The organism is Cupriavidus oxalaticus, assembly GCF_004768545.1.
GTDB lineage: Bacteria > Pseudomonadota > Gammaproteobacteria > Burkholderiales > Burkholderiaceae > Cupriavidus > Cupriavidus oxalaticus_A.
In genome coordinates this window covers 1,287,992-1,303,982 of record NZ_CP038635.1, presented here as the reverse complement: position 1 = coordinate 1,303,982, position 15,991 = coordinate 1,287,992, and the positions used below count along the sequence as shown (strand labels likewise).

Sequence of the window (15,991 nt, the reverse complement as noted above, 5' to 3'; positions counted from 1 at the left end):
CGATCAGATACCACGCCCCTGCTGCGAAGCCAGGATCGCGTGCGCGCCGCCCGGACGCTGCGTCAAGTTAGGGGAAGAGGGAAAGCCCTGCGGGTGCTGCGACGGCGCATGCTCCAGCCAGTCCTTGACACGGTTGGCATCGGCAAAGCGCGACAGCTTGCCCGCCGAATCCAGGAACACCATCACCACATTGCGGCCCTGCACGCGTGCCTGCATCACCAGGCACTGGCCTGCCTCGGAGATAAAGCCGGTCTTCTGCAGGCCGATCTCCCAGTTGCCGCCGCGCACCAGGCGGTTGGTGCTGACATAGTGCTGCGTGCGGCCCAGCACGTTGACCTCATGCTCGGTCTGGGTCGAGAACTCGCGGATGGTCGGGTTGCGGTACGCGGCGTTGACCATGCGCACCAGGTCCATCGCGCTCGACACATTACTGCTCGACAGGCCGCTCGAGTCGACAAAGTGGCTGTCGTTCATGCCCAGCTCGCGCGCCTTGCGGTTCATGGCCTGCACGAAAGACGGCAGCCCGCCCGGATAGTGGCGGCCCAGCGCCGAAGCGGCACGGTTCTCGGACGACATCAGCGCCAGCAGCAGCAGTTCCTGGCGGGTCAGCTGCGTACCAAAGCGCAGGCGCGAGCTGCTGTGCTTTTCGGTGTCGCGGTCTTCCTCGGTGATGGTCAGCACTTCATCCATCGGCAGGCGCGCGTCCATGACCACCAGCGCGGTCATCAGCTTGGTGATCGAGGCGATCGGCAGCACCGCCGAGGCGTTCTTCTGGAACAGCACCTCGTTGGAGCCCTGGTCCATCACCAGCGCCACGCTGGAGCGCAGCGCGAGCGCGTCGTCGGTGTCGCGCAGCCCCATCGCCTCGCCCAGCGATGGCTTGGCGGGCGTGAACACGGCGCGCACCGGCGCCGCGCGATGCGCGGCCACGACCTGGCGCTTGCCGTTTTTCAGCACGATCACCTTGCGGCCGGAACCGGCTTCGCTCTTGGCAACCTTGCTGGTGCGCGACTTCGCGCTCACAGCCTTGGAAGCGGATTTTTTGGTGACTTTAGCGTTAGTTGCCTGCTTTTTAGACGCTTTTTGCGTGCTTGCGGACGTACTGGCAGCTTCGGCGACGGGAGTTGCAACCATCGACACCGACACCAGCACCGCGGCGGCAACGGCGGACAAGGGCGTGGAGCCGAAGAATCTGGAAAAAATGGAATCAGACCGAAACATGATTCGTTCAGCGCATGAGGAATGGCGCTAGTGTAGAAAATTAAGAAATTGTTAGCAAGATTAAAGACTTACAGACGCTCCTTAAAGTTCGATTTACAAACATTTCCACATGGTGGAAAAAGATGACCACAGGTCACGTCCGCAAACGAACTACAATCGCTCCGCCTTGCTCACCCCAGTAACAATCACGGCCAATACGGCAATTCGCTCTCTATATCGGCAGCAATCGTTACACATTGATACAAACCTCTCTATGAGAGGAAACGCGCAAACCCGCTTACCGGTTCCCGTTCGGTGGTCATGCGATTTTCCGGCGCGTCCGGATCGGCAAATCCCAGCGACATGCCGCACACCACCATTTCCTCCGGCGGCAGCAGCAAGTGGCTGGCAATGATCTTGTGGAACTGCGTGAACGCCGCCTGCGGGCAGGTATCCAGCGCGCGCGCCCGCGCGGCAACCATGATGCTTTGCAGGAACATGCCGTAGTCGAGCCAGCTGCCCTGCTCCATGATGCGGTCGATGGTAAAGATCATCCCCACCGGCGCATCGAAGAAACGGAAGTTGCGCGCGTGCTGCTCATGCATGCGCGCCTTGTCCTCGCGGCTGATCTCAAGCAGGCCGTACAGGTCCCAGCCCACCTTGCGCCGTCGCGCCAGGTAGGGGTTGGCCCATTCGCGGGGGTAGTACGGGTATTCCTCCAGGTACTTGCTGTCGCGCTCGGGGTCTTCGTAAGCGGCAAGCACATCGGCGCACAACTTTGCCTTGGCTTCTCCCGACAGGACATAGACCCGCCATGGCTGCGTATTGGTGCCGGAGGGAGCGCGGCTGGCGACGGCCAGAATGTCTTCCACGGTCTCCCGCGGCACGGGCGTATCGAGAAAGGCCCGCACCGAACGCCGTGTCAGGATCGCACGATCCACGCACGCCACGGCGTCCTGCGAACCCGGTTTCATCTCGAGGGACATCTTGTTCGTCTCCATTGCCCCGCCGTCACCCTTGCGCGCCTGCGACCGCCAGCGGCAGCAGCGCCTCGCGCAGCGGCGCCGGCAGCGGTACCGGCCGGCGCGTGGCGCGATCGACATAGACGTGGATGAAATGCCCCTGCGCGGCGGCAACCTCGTTGTCGCCGCTGAACAGGCCGACCTCATAGCGCACGCTCGACGTGCCGAGCCTGGCGACGCGCAAGCCTGCGACCACGGTCTCCGGGAAGCTGAGCGACGAGAAGTAGTTGCACTGCGTCTCGATCACCAGCCCGATTGTCTTGCCCGACTCGAGATCGAGCGCACCCTGCCGGATCAGGTAGGTATTCACCACGGTGTCAAAATAACTGTAGTAGACAACGTTGTTAACGTGGCCATAGACATCGTTATCCATCCAACGTGTCGTGATCGGCTGGAAGTACGGATAGGCACTGCGCGGGTCGGCTTGTGGCTTCATGGGGCGAGCAAGGAACTGGGCAAGAACGGAAAAGGGAAACGGAGTGCGCCAGGGCAACCGTTGACGCGTTCGCGCCTGCGAAACGAACGCACCAGCGCTACCTGCGGATGACCAGTGCCACCCCTGACGCAGCAAGCACCATGCCCGCGGCGGCCAGCGGCGGGAAGCGTTCGCCGAAGAGCAGCCAGGCCATCACGGCAGTGGTTGGCGGCGTCAAGTACATCAGGCTCGACACCCTGGTTGCCGCGCCCTGGCGGAGCAGCACGAACAGCAGCGAGATGGCGCCGATGGACAACGCCACCACCGACCACGCCAGCGCGCCGATCATGGCGGCGGTCCATTGCACGCCGCGGGTCTCGAACAGGAACATGAACGGCAGGCAGGCGAGCGCGGCGGCGCCGAACTGGATCACGGATCCCATGCGCAGGTCGAACACCGGGCAGAAGTGCTTCTGGTAGACCGTGCCGACGGTAATGCTGAGCAGCGCGCCGACCGCCAGCGCCAGGCTTGCCGGCGTCAGCGCGCTGGTGCCGAGCTTGTTGCCCACCACCAGTGCCACGCCGGCGATGCCCAGGAGCAGGCCCAGCCACTGGCGCCCGCTGATGCGCTCGCCCAGCCGCGCGGCGATCAGCGCGGTCAGGATCGGCTGCATGCCCGCGATCAGCGCCGACACGCCGGCCGGCATGCCGAGCTTGATCGCCGCCCACACGCCACCAAGGTAGCCGCCCTGCAGCAGCAAGCCCGCCACGGCAAGATGGCCGACCACGCGCCAGTCGGTATGTGTCGAGCCGGCCGCGCGCGGCAACGGCACGCCGGCCAGCAGCACGAACGGCACCATCAGCACCAGCACGCCGGCAAAGCGCAGGAACAGGAATGTCATCGGTTCCGCATACGGCATGCCGTACTTGGCAACGATGAAGCCGGTGCTCCAGATCAGCACGAACAGCCACGGCATCGCCGCCACCCATGCCGTCTGGCGGGTGCCCGCGCCCACCGCGCGGCCGGGTTCTGCCGCGGCGCTCATGACACCCCCACCAGCGTGCCGTGGCGGGCATGGTATTGCGCGGCCAGGCGCACGGTCTGCACGTGGACCGCGACCGTGTCTTCGATCTGGTTGCCGTAGCCACCGGCCATCGCCACCGCCACCGGCAGTCCGCGCGCCATGGCGGCGTCGAATACCAGTTGGTCACGCCGCGCCAGGCCGGCGAAGCTCAGTTTGAGCCGCCCGAGCCGATCGCCCTCGTGCGGATCGGCGCCGGCCAGGTAGATCAGCAGGTCGGGCGCGAAGCGGCTGAACAGCGTATCCAGTGCCGCCTGCAGCGCACTGGCATAGCCATCGTCGTCGCAGCCGTCCGGCAGGCCGACGTCGAGGTCGCTGGCTTCCTTGCGGAACGGGTAGTTTTTCTCGCCGTGCAGCGACAGCGTGAACACGGTGGGGTCGCCTTGCAGGATCGACGCCGTGCCGTTGCCCTGGTGCACGTCGAGATCGACCACCGCCACGCGGCGCACGTCGCCGTCGCGCTGTAGCACGCGCGCCGCAATGGCAGCGTCGTTGAACACGCAGAAGCCGCCTCCCTTGTCGGCATACGCGTGATGCGTACCGCCCGCGAGGTTCACGGCAACGCCTTCGCGCAAGGCCGCCCGGCACGCCTCGATGGTGGCACCGGCAGAGCGCCGCGAGCGCTCGACCATGGCTTCGGACCACGGGAAGCCGATTTCGCGCTGGCGGGCGGCATCCAGCGTGCCGGCGGAAGCGGCCTGTACGTATTCCGGCGTATGCGCCAGCAGCAGGGCATCGTCGCCGGCGCGCGGCGCCTCGGCCAGGCGCAGGCCAGGAATCTGGGTTGCGACCGTGTCGCGCAGCATGCTGTACTTGCGCATCGGGAAACGATGTCCCGGCGGCAGCGGCAACACGAAATGGTCGGCGTAGAAGGCGAGCATGGGTCGGCCTGTGCGGTTCTGTTCACGTCTTGTCGGTTTTCGCAGGCGGCGGCCAGCCGTACAGCGAGGCAAGCCGCGATGTTAGCATCGCTCACCATCCCTCGCCGCCCTGCCGAAATGCCTGCTGCGGCACAAAATCAGCGCACCGCCACAATCTTTTTGTGCGACGCACAAAATGCGCTTGACATTAAACCTGGCTTCCCTAGAATTGGAATTGTTGCGGCGCATCAAAGCATCGGGCGCGGCACACAACCACCCACACGCGCCTGGGCTGGCCGAAACGGGAAACACCGTCACGGCCCTGACATCTAGGCGGCTTATTTTTGTATTTTGCTTGACCTTGAAGTTCACCACTGGAGACCAGCAATGATCCTGACCCCGGAACAAGTCGCAGCAGCGCAAAAAGCAAACCTGGAAACGCTGTTCGGCCTGACTACCAAGGCATTTGAAGGCGTCGAAAAGCTTGTCGAACTGAACCTGCAGGTCGTGAAGACCACGTTCGCCGAAAACGTGGAAAACGCCAAGAAGGCGCTGTCGGCCAAGGACGCACAGGAACTGCTGGCCCTGCAGGCCGCAGCCGTGCAACCGGTCGCCGAGAAGACCCTGGCTTACACCCGTCACCTGTACGAAATCGCTTCGGAAACCCAGAGCGAGTTCACCAAGGTGGCCGAGGCCCAACTGGCCGAAGGCTCGAAGAACGTGCAGGCGCTGGTCGAGAACTTCGCCAAGAACGCCCCGGCCGGTTCGGAATCGACCGTGGCCATCGTGAAGTCGGCGATCTCGGCTGCTAACAACGCCTACGAGTCGGTGCAGAAGGCGACCAAGCAAGCCGTGGAAATCGCTGAAACCAACTTCCAGGCCGCTGCTTCCGCCGCCACCAAGGCTGCCCAGCAAGCCAGCGCCACGGCCCGTACGGCCACGGCGAAGAAGGCTACGGTTGCCTGATAGCTGTTTGCCTTGACGATGGACCGGCTCCGGCCGGTCCGTTGGCAAAGCGCATCGAAGCGGAAACCTGCCGGTGTGTTTTGCCAACGATGAAGGTGGTGTCCCGACCGAGGATAGCGGCACTGCCTGGTCTGCCGATGTCTCCTCGGTACCGCGGTCTCCTTGTCCAAAGGTATCGTTAAAGCCTGGCCTGCAAAGGCCGGGCTTTTTTTTGGTTTTTCTCTTTCCCGCTTGTGCAGCGCCCCGCCCTGTTGGCCCCCAGTGTGGTGGCCTCGGGCTTCTGGCGGTTAATTGCATTCTCGGGGCAAAAAAAGAACCCGCCCGGAGGCGGGTTCTGCGCTTGCTGCGGAATCCTCAGCGCTTGCGCGGCGGCGGCACGTCGGTACAGGTACCTTCGTAGATCTCAGCCGCCATGCCGATCGATTCGCCCAGCGTCGGGTGCGGGTGGATGGTCTTGCCGATATCCACCGCATCGGCGCCCATCTCGATCGCCAGGCACACTTCGCTGATCAGGTCGCCGGCGTGCGTACCCACGATACCGCCGCCGATCACGCGATGCGTTTCCTCGTCGAAGATCAGCTTGGTAAAGCCCTCGTCGCGGCCATTGGCGATGGCGCGGCCCGAAGCGGCCCACGGGAACACACCCTTGCTGTACTTGATGCCCTGCGCCTTGCACTCGTCTTCGGTCAGGCCGGCCCAGGCCACTTCCGGATCGGTAAAGGCCACCGACGGGATCTGCTTGGCATCGAAGAACGCCTTCTCGCCATGCGCGGCTTCCGCGGCCACGTGGGCTTCATGCACCGCCTTGTGCGCCAGCATCGGCTGGCCGACGACGTCGCCGATCGCGAAGATATGCGGCACGTTGGTGCGCATCTGCTTGTCGACGTTGATAAAGCCGCGGTCGGTCACGGCCACGCCCGCCTTTTCGGCGGCGATGCGCTTGCCGTTGGGCGCGCGGCCCACCGACACCAGCACCAGGTCGTAGCGTTGCGCCTCGGCCGGGGCCTGCTCGCCCTCGAACTTTACGTAGATGCCGTCCGGCTTGGCTTCCACCCCGACCGTCTTGGTATTCAGCATGACCTTGCCGAAACGGTCCTTGTTCTTCTTTTCCCAGACCTTGACCAGGTCGCGGTCAGCGCCGCCCATCAGGCCCGGCAGCATCTCGACGACATCGATTTCCGCGCCCAGCGTGCTGTAGACCGTGGCCATTTCCAGGCCGATGATGCCGCCGCCGATGACCAGCATCTTGTTGGGCACTTCCGGCAGTTCGAGCGCGCCGGTCGAGTCGACGATGCGCGGGTCTTCCGGGATGAAGGGCAGCTTCACCGCCTGGCTGCCGGCGGCGATGATGGCCTTCTCGAAGCGGATCACGGTCTTCTTGCCGGTGCTGCGCTTGCCCTCGCCCTCGGTCAGCTCGACTTCCATATGGTGCGGGTCGAGGAAGTTGCCGATGCCGCGCACCACCTGCACCTTGCGCGCCTTGGCCATGCCGGCCAGGCCGCCGGTCAGCTTGCCGACCACCTGGTTCTTGTAGTGGCGCAGGCCGTCGAGGTCGATCTTGGCTTCGCCGAACAGGATGCCATGGGCGGCCAGCGCCTTGGCTTCGTCGATCACGGCGGCGTTGTGCAGCAGCGCCTTGGAGGGGATGCAGCCCACGTTCAGGCAGACGCCGCCAAGCGTGCTGTAGCGTTCGACCAGCACGGTATTCATGCCCAGGTCGGCGGCGCGGAAGGCGGCCGAGTAGCCGCCGGGGCCGGCGCCCAGCACCAGCATTTCGCACTGGATATCGGCACCGCCGCTATGCGTTGCGGCGGCCGGCGCAGCGGCGGCCGGTGCCGCGGCAGCCTGCGCAGGCGCAGCGGCCGGAGCCGGAGCTTGCGCGGGCGCCGGTGCAGCGGCGGCGGCCTCGGCCTCCACGGTGCAGATCACCGCGCCCTGGCCGACCTTGTCGCCCACCTTGACCTTGACTTCCACCACCTTGCCGGCGACCGACGACGGCACATCCATGCTCGCCTTGTCGGACTCCAGCACGATCAGGGACTGTTCCGTCTCGACCGTATCGCCGGCCTTGACCAGTACCTCGATCACTTCCACCGCGTCGAAATCGCCGATATCCGGCACCTTGACTTCGATCACACTCATATTTGCTCCTCAATACGCGCCCGCCTCTCGGCTTCAGGGCGCGCCGTCGTTGTTGGTTGCCGCATCCGCCGCCGGCGCTGCGCCATTGTCTGCATCGTGCAGCCGCACCGTATGGACCTCGATCGGCCCCGATGAGCTTTTGTCGAACTCCACGCCCGCATCGACGCCGATGCGCGCGATCTCGCCCGCATCCAGGTCGGGCCGGTCATACACCGCGTGCATCGCGCCCAGCGCGTAGTTGCGGCCCGAGCCGATGCCCCAGAAACGGTCGAACGAAAACACCTCGCGATACGAATAGACGCCGAAGATGCCGGCCGGATTGGCGATCAGGCATACGATCTGCGACGACTCGTAGGGATCGTCCTCGTCTTCCTTGGTGTTGACGAAGTACTCCGTCTTCAGCTTCTCGTGCACCTTCAGGAAGGTGCGGAACACGTCGTCGCGCGAGTCCAGCCGGCACTCCTCGCCCAGGCCCGCCAGCAGCGTGCGCATGACCGGGAAGTGCGCGGTCGTCCCGGCCAGCGCGATAAAGCCGTCGCCGACCGGAAAGACCTTCTGGTTGCGCTCATACGCGCGCGAGAGCCGCGTATCGCCGAAGGTGACCAGCGCGTCCGCCGCGATCGCCACCTCGGCGCCCTTCTTGACGACAACACAGGTAGTCATGGCTCGCTCCTCTGAATCAACTCAGGTGGCTGGCCTTTCGCACACCGGCAAAGCCGGTGTGCGTCGCGGCTGCTTTTTACAGCAGGATGCGGCGGAAGTCGGCCAGCAGTTGCGCGAAGTACGTGTTGAAGCGCGCAGCCTCGGCGCCGTCGATGACGCGGTGGTCCCACGACAGCGACAGCGGCAGCGTCAGGCGCGGCGCGAACTGCTTGCCGTCCCACACCGGCTTCTGGAACGACTTGCACACGCCCATGATGGCCACTTCCGGCGCGTTGATGATCGGCGTGAAGTACGTGCCGCCCAGGCCGCCCAGCGACGAGATCGAGAAGCAGCCGCCCTGCATCTGGTCCGGCTTGAGCTTGCCGTCGCGCGCCAGCTTGGCCAGCTCGCTCATTTCCTGGCTGATCTCCAGCACGCCCTTCTTGTCGGCGTCCTTGATCACCGGCACGACCAGGCCATTCGGGGTGTCGGCGGCGAAACCGATGTTGAAGTACTTCTTCAGCACCAGGTTGTCGCCGTCGAGCGAGGCATTGAAGTTCGGGAACTTCTTCAGCGCCGCGACCGTGGCCTTGATCATGAAGGCCAGCATGGTGACCTTGATGCCGGACTTCTCGTTTTCCTTGTTCAGCTGCACGCGGAAGGCTTCCAGCTCGGTGATGTCCGCTTCGTCATGGTTGGTGACGTGCGGGATCATGACCCAGTTGCGGTGCAGGTTGGCGCCGGAAATCTTCTTGATGCGAGACAGGGCCTTGCTTTCCACCTCGCCGAAGCGGGTGAAATCGACCTTCGGCCACGGCAGCAGGCCGAGCTCGCCACCGCCGCCGCCAGCCGCGGCAGCCTGGGCCGGCGCGGCGGCCTGGCCGGTCATCACGCCCTTGACGTAGTTCTGCACGTCCTGCTGCGTGATGCGGCCCTTGGGGCCGGTGCCGGCCACGCGCGACACGTCGACGCCCAGCTCGCGTGCGAACTTGCGCACCGACGGGCTGGCGTGGGCGGCCTTGCCGCTTACGCCAGCGACGGCCGGCGCGGCGGCAGCCGCTGCTGCCGGAGCCGGGGCCGCCGCGGGCGCGGGTGCCGGGGCGGGCGCGCTGGCAGCGGCCGGTGCCGGAGCCGCCGCGGCAGCCGGAGCCGGTGCCGCGGCGGCGCCTTCCAGGATCAGCAGCAGCGTACCTTCGGACACGTTGTCGCCAACCTTGACCTTGACTTCCTTGACCACGCCGCCCTGTGGCGACGGCACGTCCATGGTTGCCTTGTCGGATTCCAGCGTCACCAGCGCGTCTTCGGCGTTGATGGTGTCGCCCGGCTTGACGTGGACTTCGATGACCGGCACGGCGTCGTAGTCGCCGATATCGGGTACCTTGACTTCGATGGCGCCGCCACCGCTCGCGGCAGGGGCTGCCGCGGGAGCCACTGCCGGCGCGGCAGCGGGTGCGGGCGCTGCGGCGGCCGGCGCCGGAGCAGGCGCAGCGGCCCCGGCGGGCGGTGCCGCGGAGGCCTCGTTGGCCGCTTCCAGCATAACCAGCACGGAGCCTTCGGACACGTTGTCGCCCACCTTGATGCGGACGTCCTTGACCACGCCGGCCTGCGGCGAGGGCACGTCCATGGTGGCCTTGTCCGATTCCAGCGTCACCAGCGCGTCTTCCGCGTTGATGCTGTCGCCGGGTTTCACATGCACTTCGATGACGGGAACGGCGTCATAGTCGCCGATATCCGGCACCTTGATTTCAATTGCTTGACTCATTCAGTGTCTCCTGGGCAGGCCGGCGCGCACGACATCCGCAAGCGGCGAGATTACCTTCGCCGCCCGCTTCTGTCACGCCGCCATGCCGCAAGGCGCCAGCCGGCGGTTTGCCGGGGCGCCCGCGGCACGGCGTCGCCGTACTGCGGGGGTGGGTGCAGGCTGCCGGATCAGACCGACATCGGGTTGGGCTTGCTCGGGTCGAGGTTGTACTTCTTGATGGCCTCGGCCACCTTGTCGCGGCTGATGGCGCCCTCGTCGGCCAGCGCCTTGAGCGCGGCCAGCGTGACCCAGTGGCGGTCCACTTCAAAGAAGTGGCGCAGCTTCTCGCGGGTATCCGAGCGGCCGAAGCCGTCGGTGCCCAGCACCACGTAGCGGCGCGGCACGAACGGGCGGATCTGCTCGGCGAAGGCGCGCACGTAGTCGGTCGATGCAATCACCGGGCCGCGGACCGACTTCAGCTTCTGCGTGACAAAGGCTTCGCGCTGGGCTTCGGCCGGGTGCAGCAGGTTGAAGCGCTCGGCGGCCTGGCCTTCGCGGGCCAGCTCGGTGAAGCTCGGGCAGCTCCACAGGTCGGACTCGACGCCCCAGTCCTTCTTCAGCAGCTCGGCGGCGGCAACCACCTCGCGGAAGATCGTGCCCGAGCCCAGCAGCTGCACGCGTGGCGCGTTGCTGTTCTCGACGCCCTTGCGGAACTGGTACATGCCCTTGACGATGTCCTGCTCTACGCCAGCCGGCATTTCCGGATGCTCGTAGTTCTCGTTCATCACCGTCAGGTAGTAGTAGACGTCTTCCTGCTCGGCGTACATGCGGCGCAGGCCGTCCTGCATGATCACCGCCAGTTCGTACTGGTAGGTCGGGTCGTACGAGATGCAGTTCGGGATCGCGGCGTGGAACACGTGCGAGTGGCCGTCTTCATGCTGCAGGCCCTCGCCGTTCAGCGTGGTGCGGCCGGCGGTGCCGCCCAGCAGGAAGCCGCGCGAGCGCATGTCGGCAGCGGCCCAGCACAGGTCGCCGATACGCTGGATGCCGAACATCGAGTAGTAGATGTAGAAGGGGATCATCTGCACGCCGTGCGTCGAGTACGACGTGGCGGCGGCGATCCAGTCGCACATGGCGCCGGCTTCGTTGATGCCTTCCTGCAGCACCTGGCCAGTCTGCGATTCCTTGTAGAACATCAGCTGGTCATGGTCTTCCGGCACATACTTCTGGCCTTCCTGGTTCCAGATGCCGACCTGGCGGAACAGGCCTTCCATGCCGAAGGTGCGCGACTCGTCCGGGACGATGGGCACCACGTGCTTGCCGATCTGCTTGTCTTTCAGCAGGGTGTTCAGGATACGCACGAAGGCCATGGTGGTGGACACTTCGCGGCCTTCGCCGGTGGCCTTGAGCAGCGCCTCGAACGCGGACAGCTGCGGGACCGGCAGCGCTTCGGCCTTCTGGCGGCGGGCCGGCAGGTAGCCGCCCAGGTTCAGGCGCGCCTGGCGCATGTATTCCAGTTCCTTCGAACCTTCCGGGAAGGTGATGTACGGCACATCTTCCAGCTGGTCGTCGGCAACGGGGAGATTGAACTGGTCGCGGAACTTGCGGATCGCGTCCACCGGCATCTTCTTCTGCTGGTGGGCCACGTTCATGGCCTGGCCGGCGTCGCCCATGCCATAGCCCTTGATGGTCTTGGCCAGGATCAGCGTGGGCTGGCCCTTGTGCTCGCTGGCGGCCTTGTAGGCGGCGTAGATCTTGTGCGGATCGTGGCCGCCGCGGTTCAGGCGCCAGATATCGTCGTCGGACCAGTCGGCGACCATCGCCTTCAGCTCAGGCGTGTTGAAGAAGTGCTCGCGGACGTAGGCGCCGTCCTTGGCCTTCATGGTCTGGTATTCGCCGTCGACGCATTCCATCATGCGCTTCATCAGCAGGCCCTTGGTGTCGCGCGCCAGCAGCGAATCCCACTTGCTGCCCCACACCACCTTGATCACGTTCCAGCCCGCGCCGCGGAACTCGGATTCCAGTTCCTGGATGATCTTGCCGTTGCCGCGCACCGGGCCGTCCAGGCGCTGCAGGTTGCAGTTGATGACGAAGACCAGGTTGTCGAGCTTCTCGCGGCCGGCCATGCCGATCGCGCCCAGCGATTCCGGCTCGTCGGTCTCGCCGTCGCCCAGGAAGGCCCAGACCTTGCGGTCGCCGGCCTTGGCCAGGCCGCGGCTGTCCAGGTACTTCATGAAGCGGGCCTGGTAGATGGCCATGATCGGGCCCAGGCCCATCGACACCGTCGGGAACTGCCAGAAGTCCGGCATCAGCCACGGGTGCGGGTAGGACGAGATGCCGTGGCCGTCGACTTCCTGGCGGAAGTTGTCGAGCTGGTCCTGGCTCAGGCGGCCCAGCAGGAAGGCGCGCGAGTACACGCCCGGTGCCGAGTGGCCCTGCACGAAGACCAGGTCGCCACCGCTCTGTTCCGAGGGGGCGCGCCAGAAATGGTTGTAGCCCACGTCATACAGCGTGGCCGCCGAGGCAAACGAGGAGATATGGCCGCCGACGTTGGTGTGCTTGTTGGCGCGCAGCACCATCGCCATGGCGTTCCAGCGGGTGTACGAGCGGATGCGGTGCTCGATGTCCTGGTCGCCGGGGATGCGGGCCTGCTGCTCCACCGGGATGGTGTTGATGTACTGCGTCTCGGCGTGGAACGGCTGGGTCACGCCGTTCACGCGTGCGTACTCGATCTGCTTGTCGATCAGGAACGCGGCGCGTGCCGGGCCCTCGGCGGCGAGGACGCCCTGCAGGGCATCCAGCCATTCATGGGTTTCCTGGGGATCGGCGTCGTTGGCGCTGGATGCGCCGAGAATCTGCTCTGGTACGGCGGACATGACTGTCTCCTGGGTGAATTCGTGCTTCGTGCCTGCGCTTCCGGCGCCGGCTTTGGGGGCTCTACGGGTTGACTCGCACCGTTGCGGGTTCGGCGCTGCCGCGCCTTGCATCGGGGCCGCCGCCGGGGAACCTGTTCCGGCTCCTCCGCGCGGCAGGCGCATGGCTACCGCCCGCATTCTTGGGTCGAACCGATTCTATGGAAGCCCATTGGGCAACACAAGTGAAATTTTCAAATTGCGATATCGTTTTTTACGATGTGGAATAATGACGCAATGCACCAAGATCCACGCCACGACGCGCAAGGCGCCAGCCGCAAGGGCGCCCGCGCGGACAGCGGCGGCCGGGATTTCATTGGCGCTTTCCCCAAGCGACGCACCGCAATAATCTCGGTACACTGAACGGTCAGCCGTCAATCCCTCCCATGCCGTTCCTCGATCGCTACCTCTCCCGCCTGCGTGCAGCCATGCTTTCTCCCGATGCTTCGGGCACAGCCAAGGCCGCCGGGGGCGACACCGGCCACAACCCGCCTCCGGCGACGGGGCTCGGTCCGATCGACACCCTCGACCCCGACGACGGCGCGCCGGTGGCGGCCCCGCGCGGCCTGTGGTGGCTGCGCTGGCGCAATCTCGTCGCCACCAGCTGGTTCATGTTCATCCCGCTGGTCGCGATCGTGCTGTTCACGGTGGCAATGGGCGTGATCCTGTGGTCGCTGCACGAGACCGAGCGCCAGCAGCAACGCGATGCGCTGTACCGCGACGCCGCCTGGGCGCAACAGCGCGTACGCCTGTCGCTGCTCAGCAACCAGGACCAGCTGGCCTCGCTGGCGCGCGACATCGCCGCCGCGCAACTGGAGCAAGGCGCCTACCGTACCGCCGCCCAGGAAATCCTGCGCGAGAATTCCGAGATCGTCTTTATCAACTGGCTCGACGCCACCAAGCGCGGCCGCTGGTCGCTGCCGTCGACGTCCGAGTTCGCGGTGCGCCTGCGCGAAAACCAGGACCAGCCGCTCGAGCCCGAAGTGCTGGACACCTTCGATGCCGCGCGCGAAACCCAGCGCGTGGTCTACTCGCGCCCGCTGGTCAACGACCGCGGCGACAGCTTCATGCTGATGCAAGTGCCGATCGTGCGCGACAACGAGTTCCTCGGCACGCTCGGCGCGCTGTACTCGATCAACGGCATCCTGACGCACCTGCTGCCGCCGGAGCTGACCGAGCGCTACCGCTTCTCGCTGATCGATAAGAACAACCAGACCCGCGCCAGCACCTCGCTGCGTCCAGTGCCCGGCAACGCGCTGTCGTATGAAGTGCTGCTGGATCCGCCCGGCCATTCGCTGTCGCTGCGCGCCGACGCCTACCCGCCGCCGTCGAACCTGCCCAACAACATGCTGCTGTGGCTGGTGGTGGGCCTGTCCTGCTTCCTGCTGTGGAGCCTGTGGAGCATGTGGCGCCATACCAGCCGCCGCTCCGAGGCGCAGCGCGCGCTGCTGGCCGAGACCTCGTTCCGGCGCGCGATGGAAAACTCGATGCTGATCGGCCTGCGCGCGCTCGATCTGAACGGCCGCATCACCTACGTCAACCCCGCCTTCTGCCGCATGACCGGATGGCAGGAGAACGACCTGGTCGGCCGCCTGCCGCCCTTCCCCTACTGGCCGCCGAACGACCAGCAGGAGATGCAGAAGCAGATCGACCTGACGCTGCAGGGCAAGTCGCCCGCCGGCGGCTATGAGATGCGCACGATGCGCCGCGACGGCAGCAGCTTCTACGCGCGCATGTATGTGTCGCCGCTGGTCGACAGCCGCGGCCGCCATACCGGCTGGATGAGTTCGATGACCGACATCACCGAGCCCAAGCGCGCGCGCGAGGAACTGGCCGCCGCGCATGACCGCTTCACCACAGTGCTGGAGAGCCTGGACGCCGCGGTGTCGGTGCTCGCCACCGACAAGGCCGAGCTGCTGTTCGCCAACCGCTATTACCGCCAGCTGTTCGGCTGGGAGGCCGAGGGCCACCTCAAGCTCGCCGGCGACGATCTCGACAAGGAACAGGTCTCGAGCGACAACACCGATTACGTCGACGCCTACGCCGGCCTGCCCGCTTCCGAGCTGATGCCCTATGCGTCGGACGCGCGCGAGGTGTTCGTGCCCGACATGCAGAAATGGTTCGAAGTGCGCCGCCGCTATATCCAGTGGGTGGACGGCCACCTGGCGCAGATGCAGATCGCCACCGACATCACCGTGCGCAAGGCCGCCGAGGAAATGGCGCGCCAGCATGAGGAACGCCTGCAGTTCACCAGCCGCCTGACCACCATGGGCGAGATGGCGTCGTCGCTGGCGCACGAGCTGAACCAGCCGCTGGCCGCCATCAACAACTACTGCATGGGCGCGGTGGCGCGGCTGCATTCGGGCCGCAGCACGCCGGAAGACCTGATCCCGGTGCTGGAGAAAACCTCCGCGCAGGCCGTGCGCGCGGGCACCATCATCAGCCGCATCCGCGGCTTCGTGAAGCGCAGCCAGCCGCAGCGCCGCGAAGCGGCGCTGCACGATATCGTCGCCGATGCCGTGGGCCTGGCCGACCTGGAGGCGACCCGCCGCCGCGTCACCATCCTGACCCGGCTGCCGGCGCCGCCGATGACCATCTATGTCGACCCGGTGCTGATCGAGCAGGTGCTGGTGAACCTGCTCAAGAACGCGGTCGAAGCCATGGCCGGCCTGCCGGCGCTGCGCGCCGGCGGCGTGGTGCGCCTGCACGCGCGCGTGGAGCCGGGCGAGTTCGGCGACAACGTCCATATCGATGTCATCGACCAGGGTCCGGGCGTCGACGAAGCGACCAAGGAACGGCTGTTCGAGCCCTTCTTCAGCACCAAGTCCGACGGCATGGGCATGGGGCTGAACATCTGCCGCTCGATCATCGAGTCGCACCAGGGCCGGCTGTGGGTGGAGAACAATGTCGACGGCATTGGCTGCACCTTCAAGATCATGCTGCCGCTGCATCCGGTGATGGCCGAACAATAATCCCCGCATTCGACCGCTGTCCGATTCGTTCCGGACGC

Annotated in this window: 12 protein-coding genes; 3 read left to right on the top strand and 9 right to left on the bottom strand. The window is 65.7% G+C overall.

The genetic code is table 11. The features are described 5' to 3' along the window. Window positions 1–3: 3 nt before the first annotated feature. Complete coding sequence (gene pbpG, locus E0W60_RS16885; protein ID WP_431189907.1) at window positions 4–1,023, bottom strand: D-alanyl-D-alanine endopeptidase; 1,020 nt, start codon at window positions 1,021–1,023, stop codon at window positions 4–6. Between pbpG and E0W60_RS38330 the strand changes: the two genes are divergently transcribed. Beyond that, the gene (locus E0W60_RS38330) at window positions 989–1,252 is read left to right on the top strand and encodes a hypothetical protein (protein WP_431189906.1); all 264 of its coding nucleotides are present in this window, start codon (window positions 989–991) and stop codon (window positions 1,250–1,252) included. The two genes, pbpG and E0W60_RS38330, sit on opposite strands and share 35 nt — an antisense overlap. A gap of 220 nt (window positions 1,253–1,472) precedes the next feature. Here E0W60_RS38330 and E0W60_RS16880 read toward each other — a convergent pair whose 3' ends face one another. The 4 genes from E0W60_RS16880 to E0W60_RS16865 all read right to left on the bottom strand — a co-directional run bounded on the left by E0W60_RS16880 (window position 1,473) and on the right by E0W60_RS16865 (window position 4,599). Continuing rightward, entirely contained in the window at window positions 1,473–2,186 is a 714-nt protein-coding gene (locus E0W60_RS16880) for a nitroreductase (RefSeq protein WP_133096803.1), read from the bottom strand. 25 nt (window positions 2,187–2,211) lie between these two features. After that, window positions 2,212–2,658: an acyl-CoA thioesterase gene (locus tag E0W60_RS16875; protein ID WP_133096802.1), complete on the bottom strand. Its 447-nt coding sequence runs from the start codon at window positions 2,656–2,658 to the stop codon at window positions 2,212–2,214. 97 nt (window positions 2,659–2,755) lie between these two features. Beyond that, window positions 2,756–3,682 (bottom strand): DMT family transporter, encoded by a 927-nt coding sequence (locus E0W60_RS16870; RefSeq protein ID WP_135705003.1) that lies wholly within the window; start codon window positions 3,680–3,682, stop codon window positions 2,756–2,758. Further along, window positions 3,679–4,599: a histone deacetylase family protein gene (locus tag E0W60_RS16865; protein WP_135705002.1), complete on the bottom strand. Its 921-nt coding sequence runs from the start codon at window positions 4,597–4,599 to the stop codon at window positions 3,679–3,681. Before E0W60_RS16865 ends, E0W60_RS16870 begins: the two co-directional genes overlap by 4 nt. Before the next feature lie 366 nt (window positions 4,600–4,965). Between E0W60_RS16865 and phaP1 the strand changes: the two genes are divergently transcribed. Further along, a complete protein-coding gene (gene phaP1, locus E0W60_RS16860; protein WP_133096799.1) occupies window positions 4,966–5,544 on the top strand; it encodes a TIGR01841 family phasin PhaP1 in 579 nt (192 codons plus the stop codon). Between the two features lie 354 nt (window positions 5,545–5,898). Here the strand turns inward: phaP1 and lpdA are convergent, their stop codons facing one another. The 4 genes from lpdA to aceE all read right to left on the bottom strand — a co-directional run bounded on the left by lpdA (window position 5,899) and on the right by aceE (window position 12,945). Further along, window positions 5,899–7,686 (bottom strand): dihydrolipoyl dehydrogenase, encoded by a 1,788-nt coding sequence (gene lpdA / locus E0W60_RS16855; protein ID WP_133096798.1) that lies wholly within the window; start codon window positions 7,684–7,686, stop codon window positions 5,899–5,901. Between the two features lie 33 nt (window positions 7,687–7,719). Beyond that, window positions 7,720–8,349: an MFS transporter gene (locus tag E0W60_RS16850; protein ID WP_133096797.1), complete on the bottom strand. Its 630-nt coding sequence runs from the start codon at window positions 8,347–8,349 to the stop codon at window positions 7,720–7,722. A 76-nt stretch (window positions 8,350–8,425) separates the two neighbouring features. Then, complete coding sequence (gene aceF / locus E0W60_RS16845) at window positions 8,426–10,090, bottom strand: dihydrolipoyllysine-residue acetyltransferase (RefSeq protein WP_135705001.1); 1,665 nt, start codon at window positions 10,088–10,090, stop codon at window positions 8,426–8,428. Between the two features lie 167 nt (window positions 10,091–10,257). Then, on the bottom strand, window positions 10,258–12,945 hold the full coding sequence (gene aceE, locus E0W60_RS16840) for a pyruvate dehydrogenase (acetyl-transferring), homodimeric type (protein ID WP_135705000.1): 2,688 nt from the start codon (window positions 12,943–12,945) through the stop codon (window positions 10,258–10,260). 422 nt (window positions 12,946–13,367) lie between these two features. On the opposite strand from aceE, the gene E0W60_RS16835 reads away from it, so the two are divergent. Beyond that, a complete protein-coding gene (locus tag E0W60_RS16835) occupies window positions 13,368–15,953 on the top strand; it encodes a PAS domain S-box protein (protein WP_135704999.1) in 2,586 nt (861 codons plus the stop codon). Window positions 15,954–15,991 lie beyond the last annotated feature (38 nt).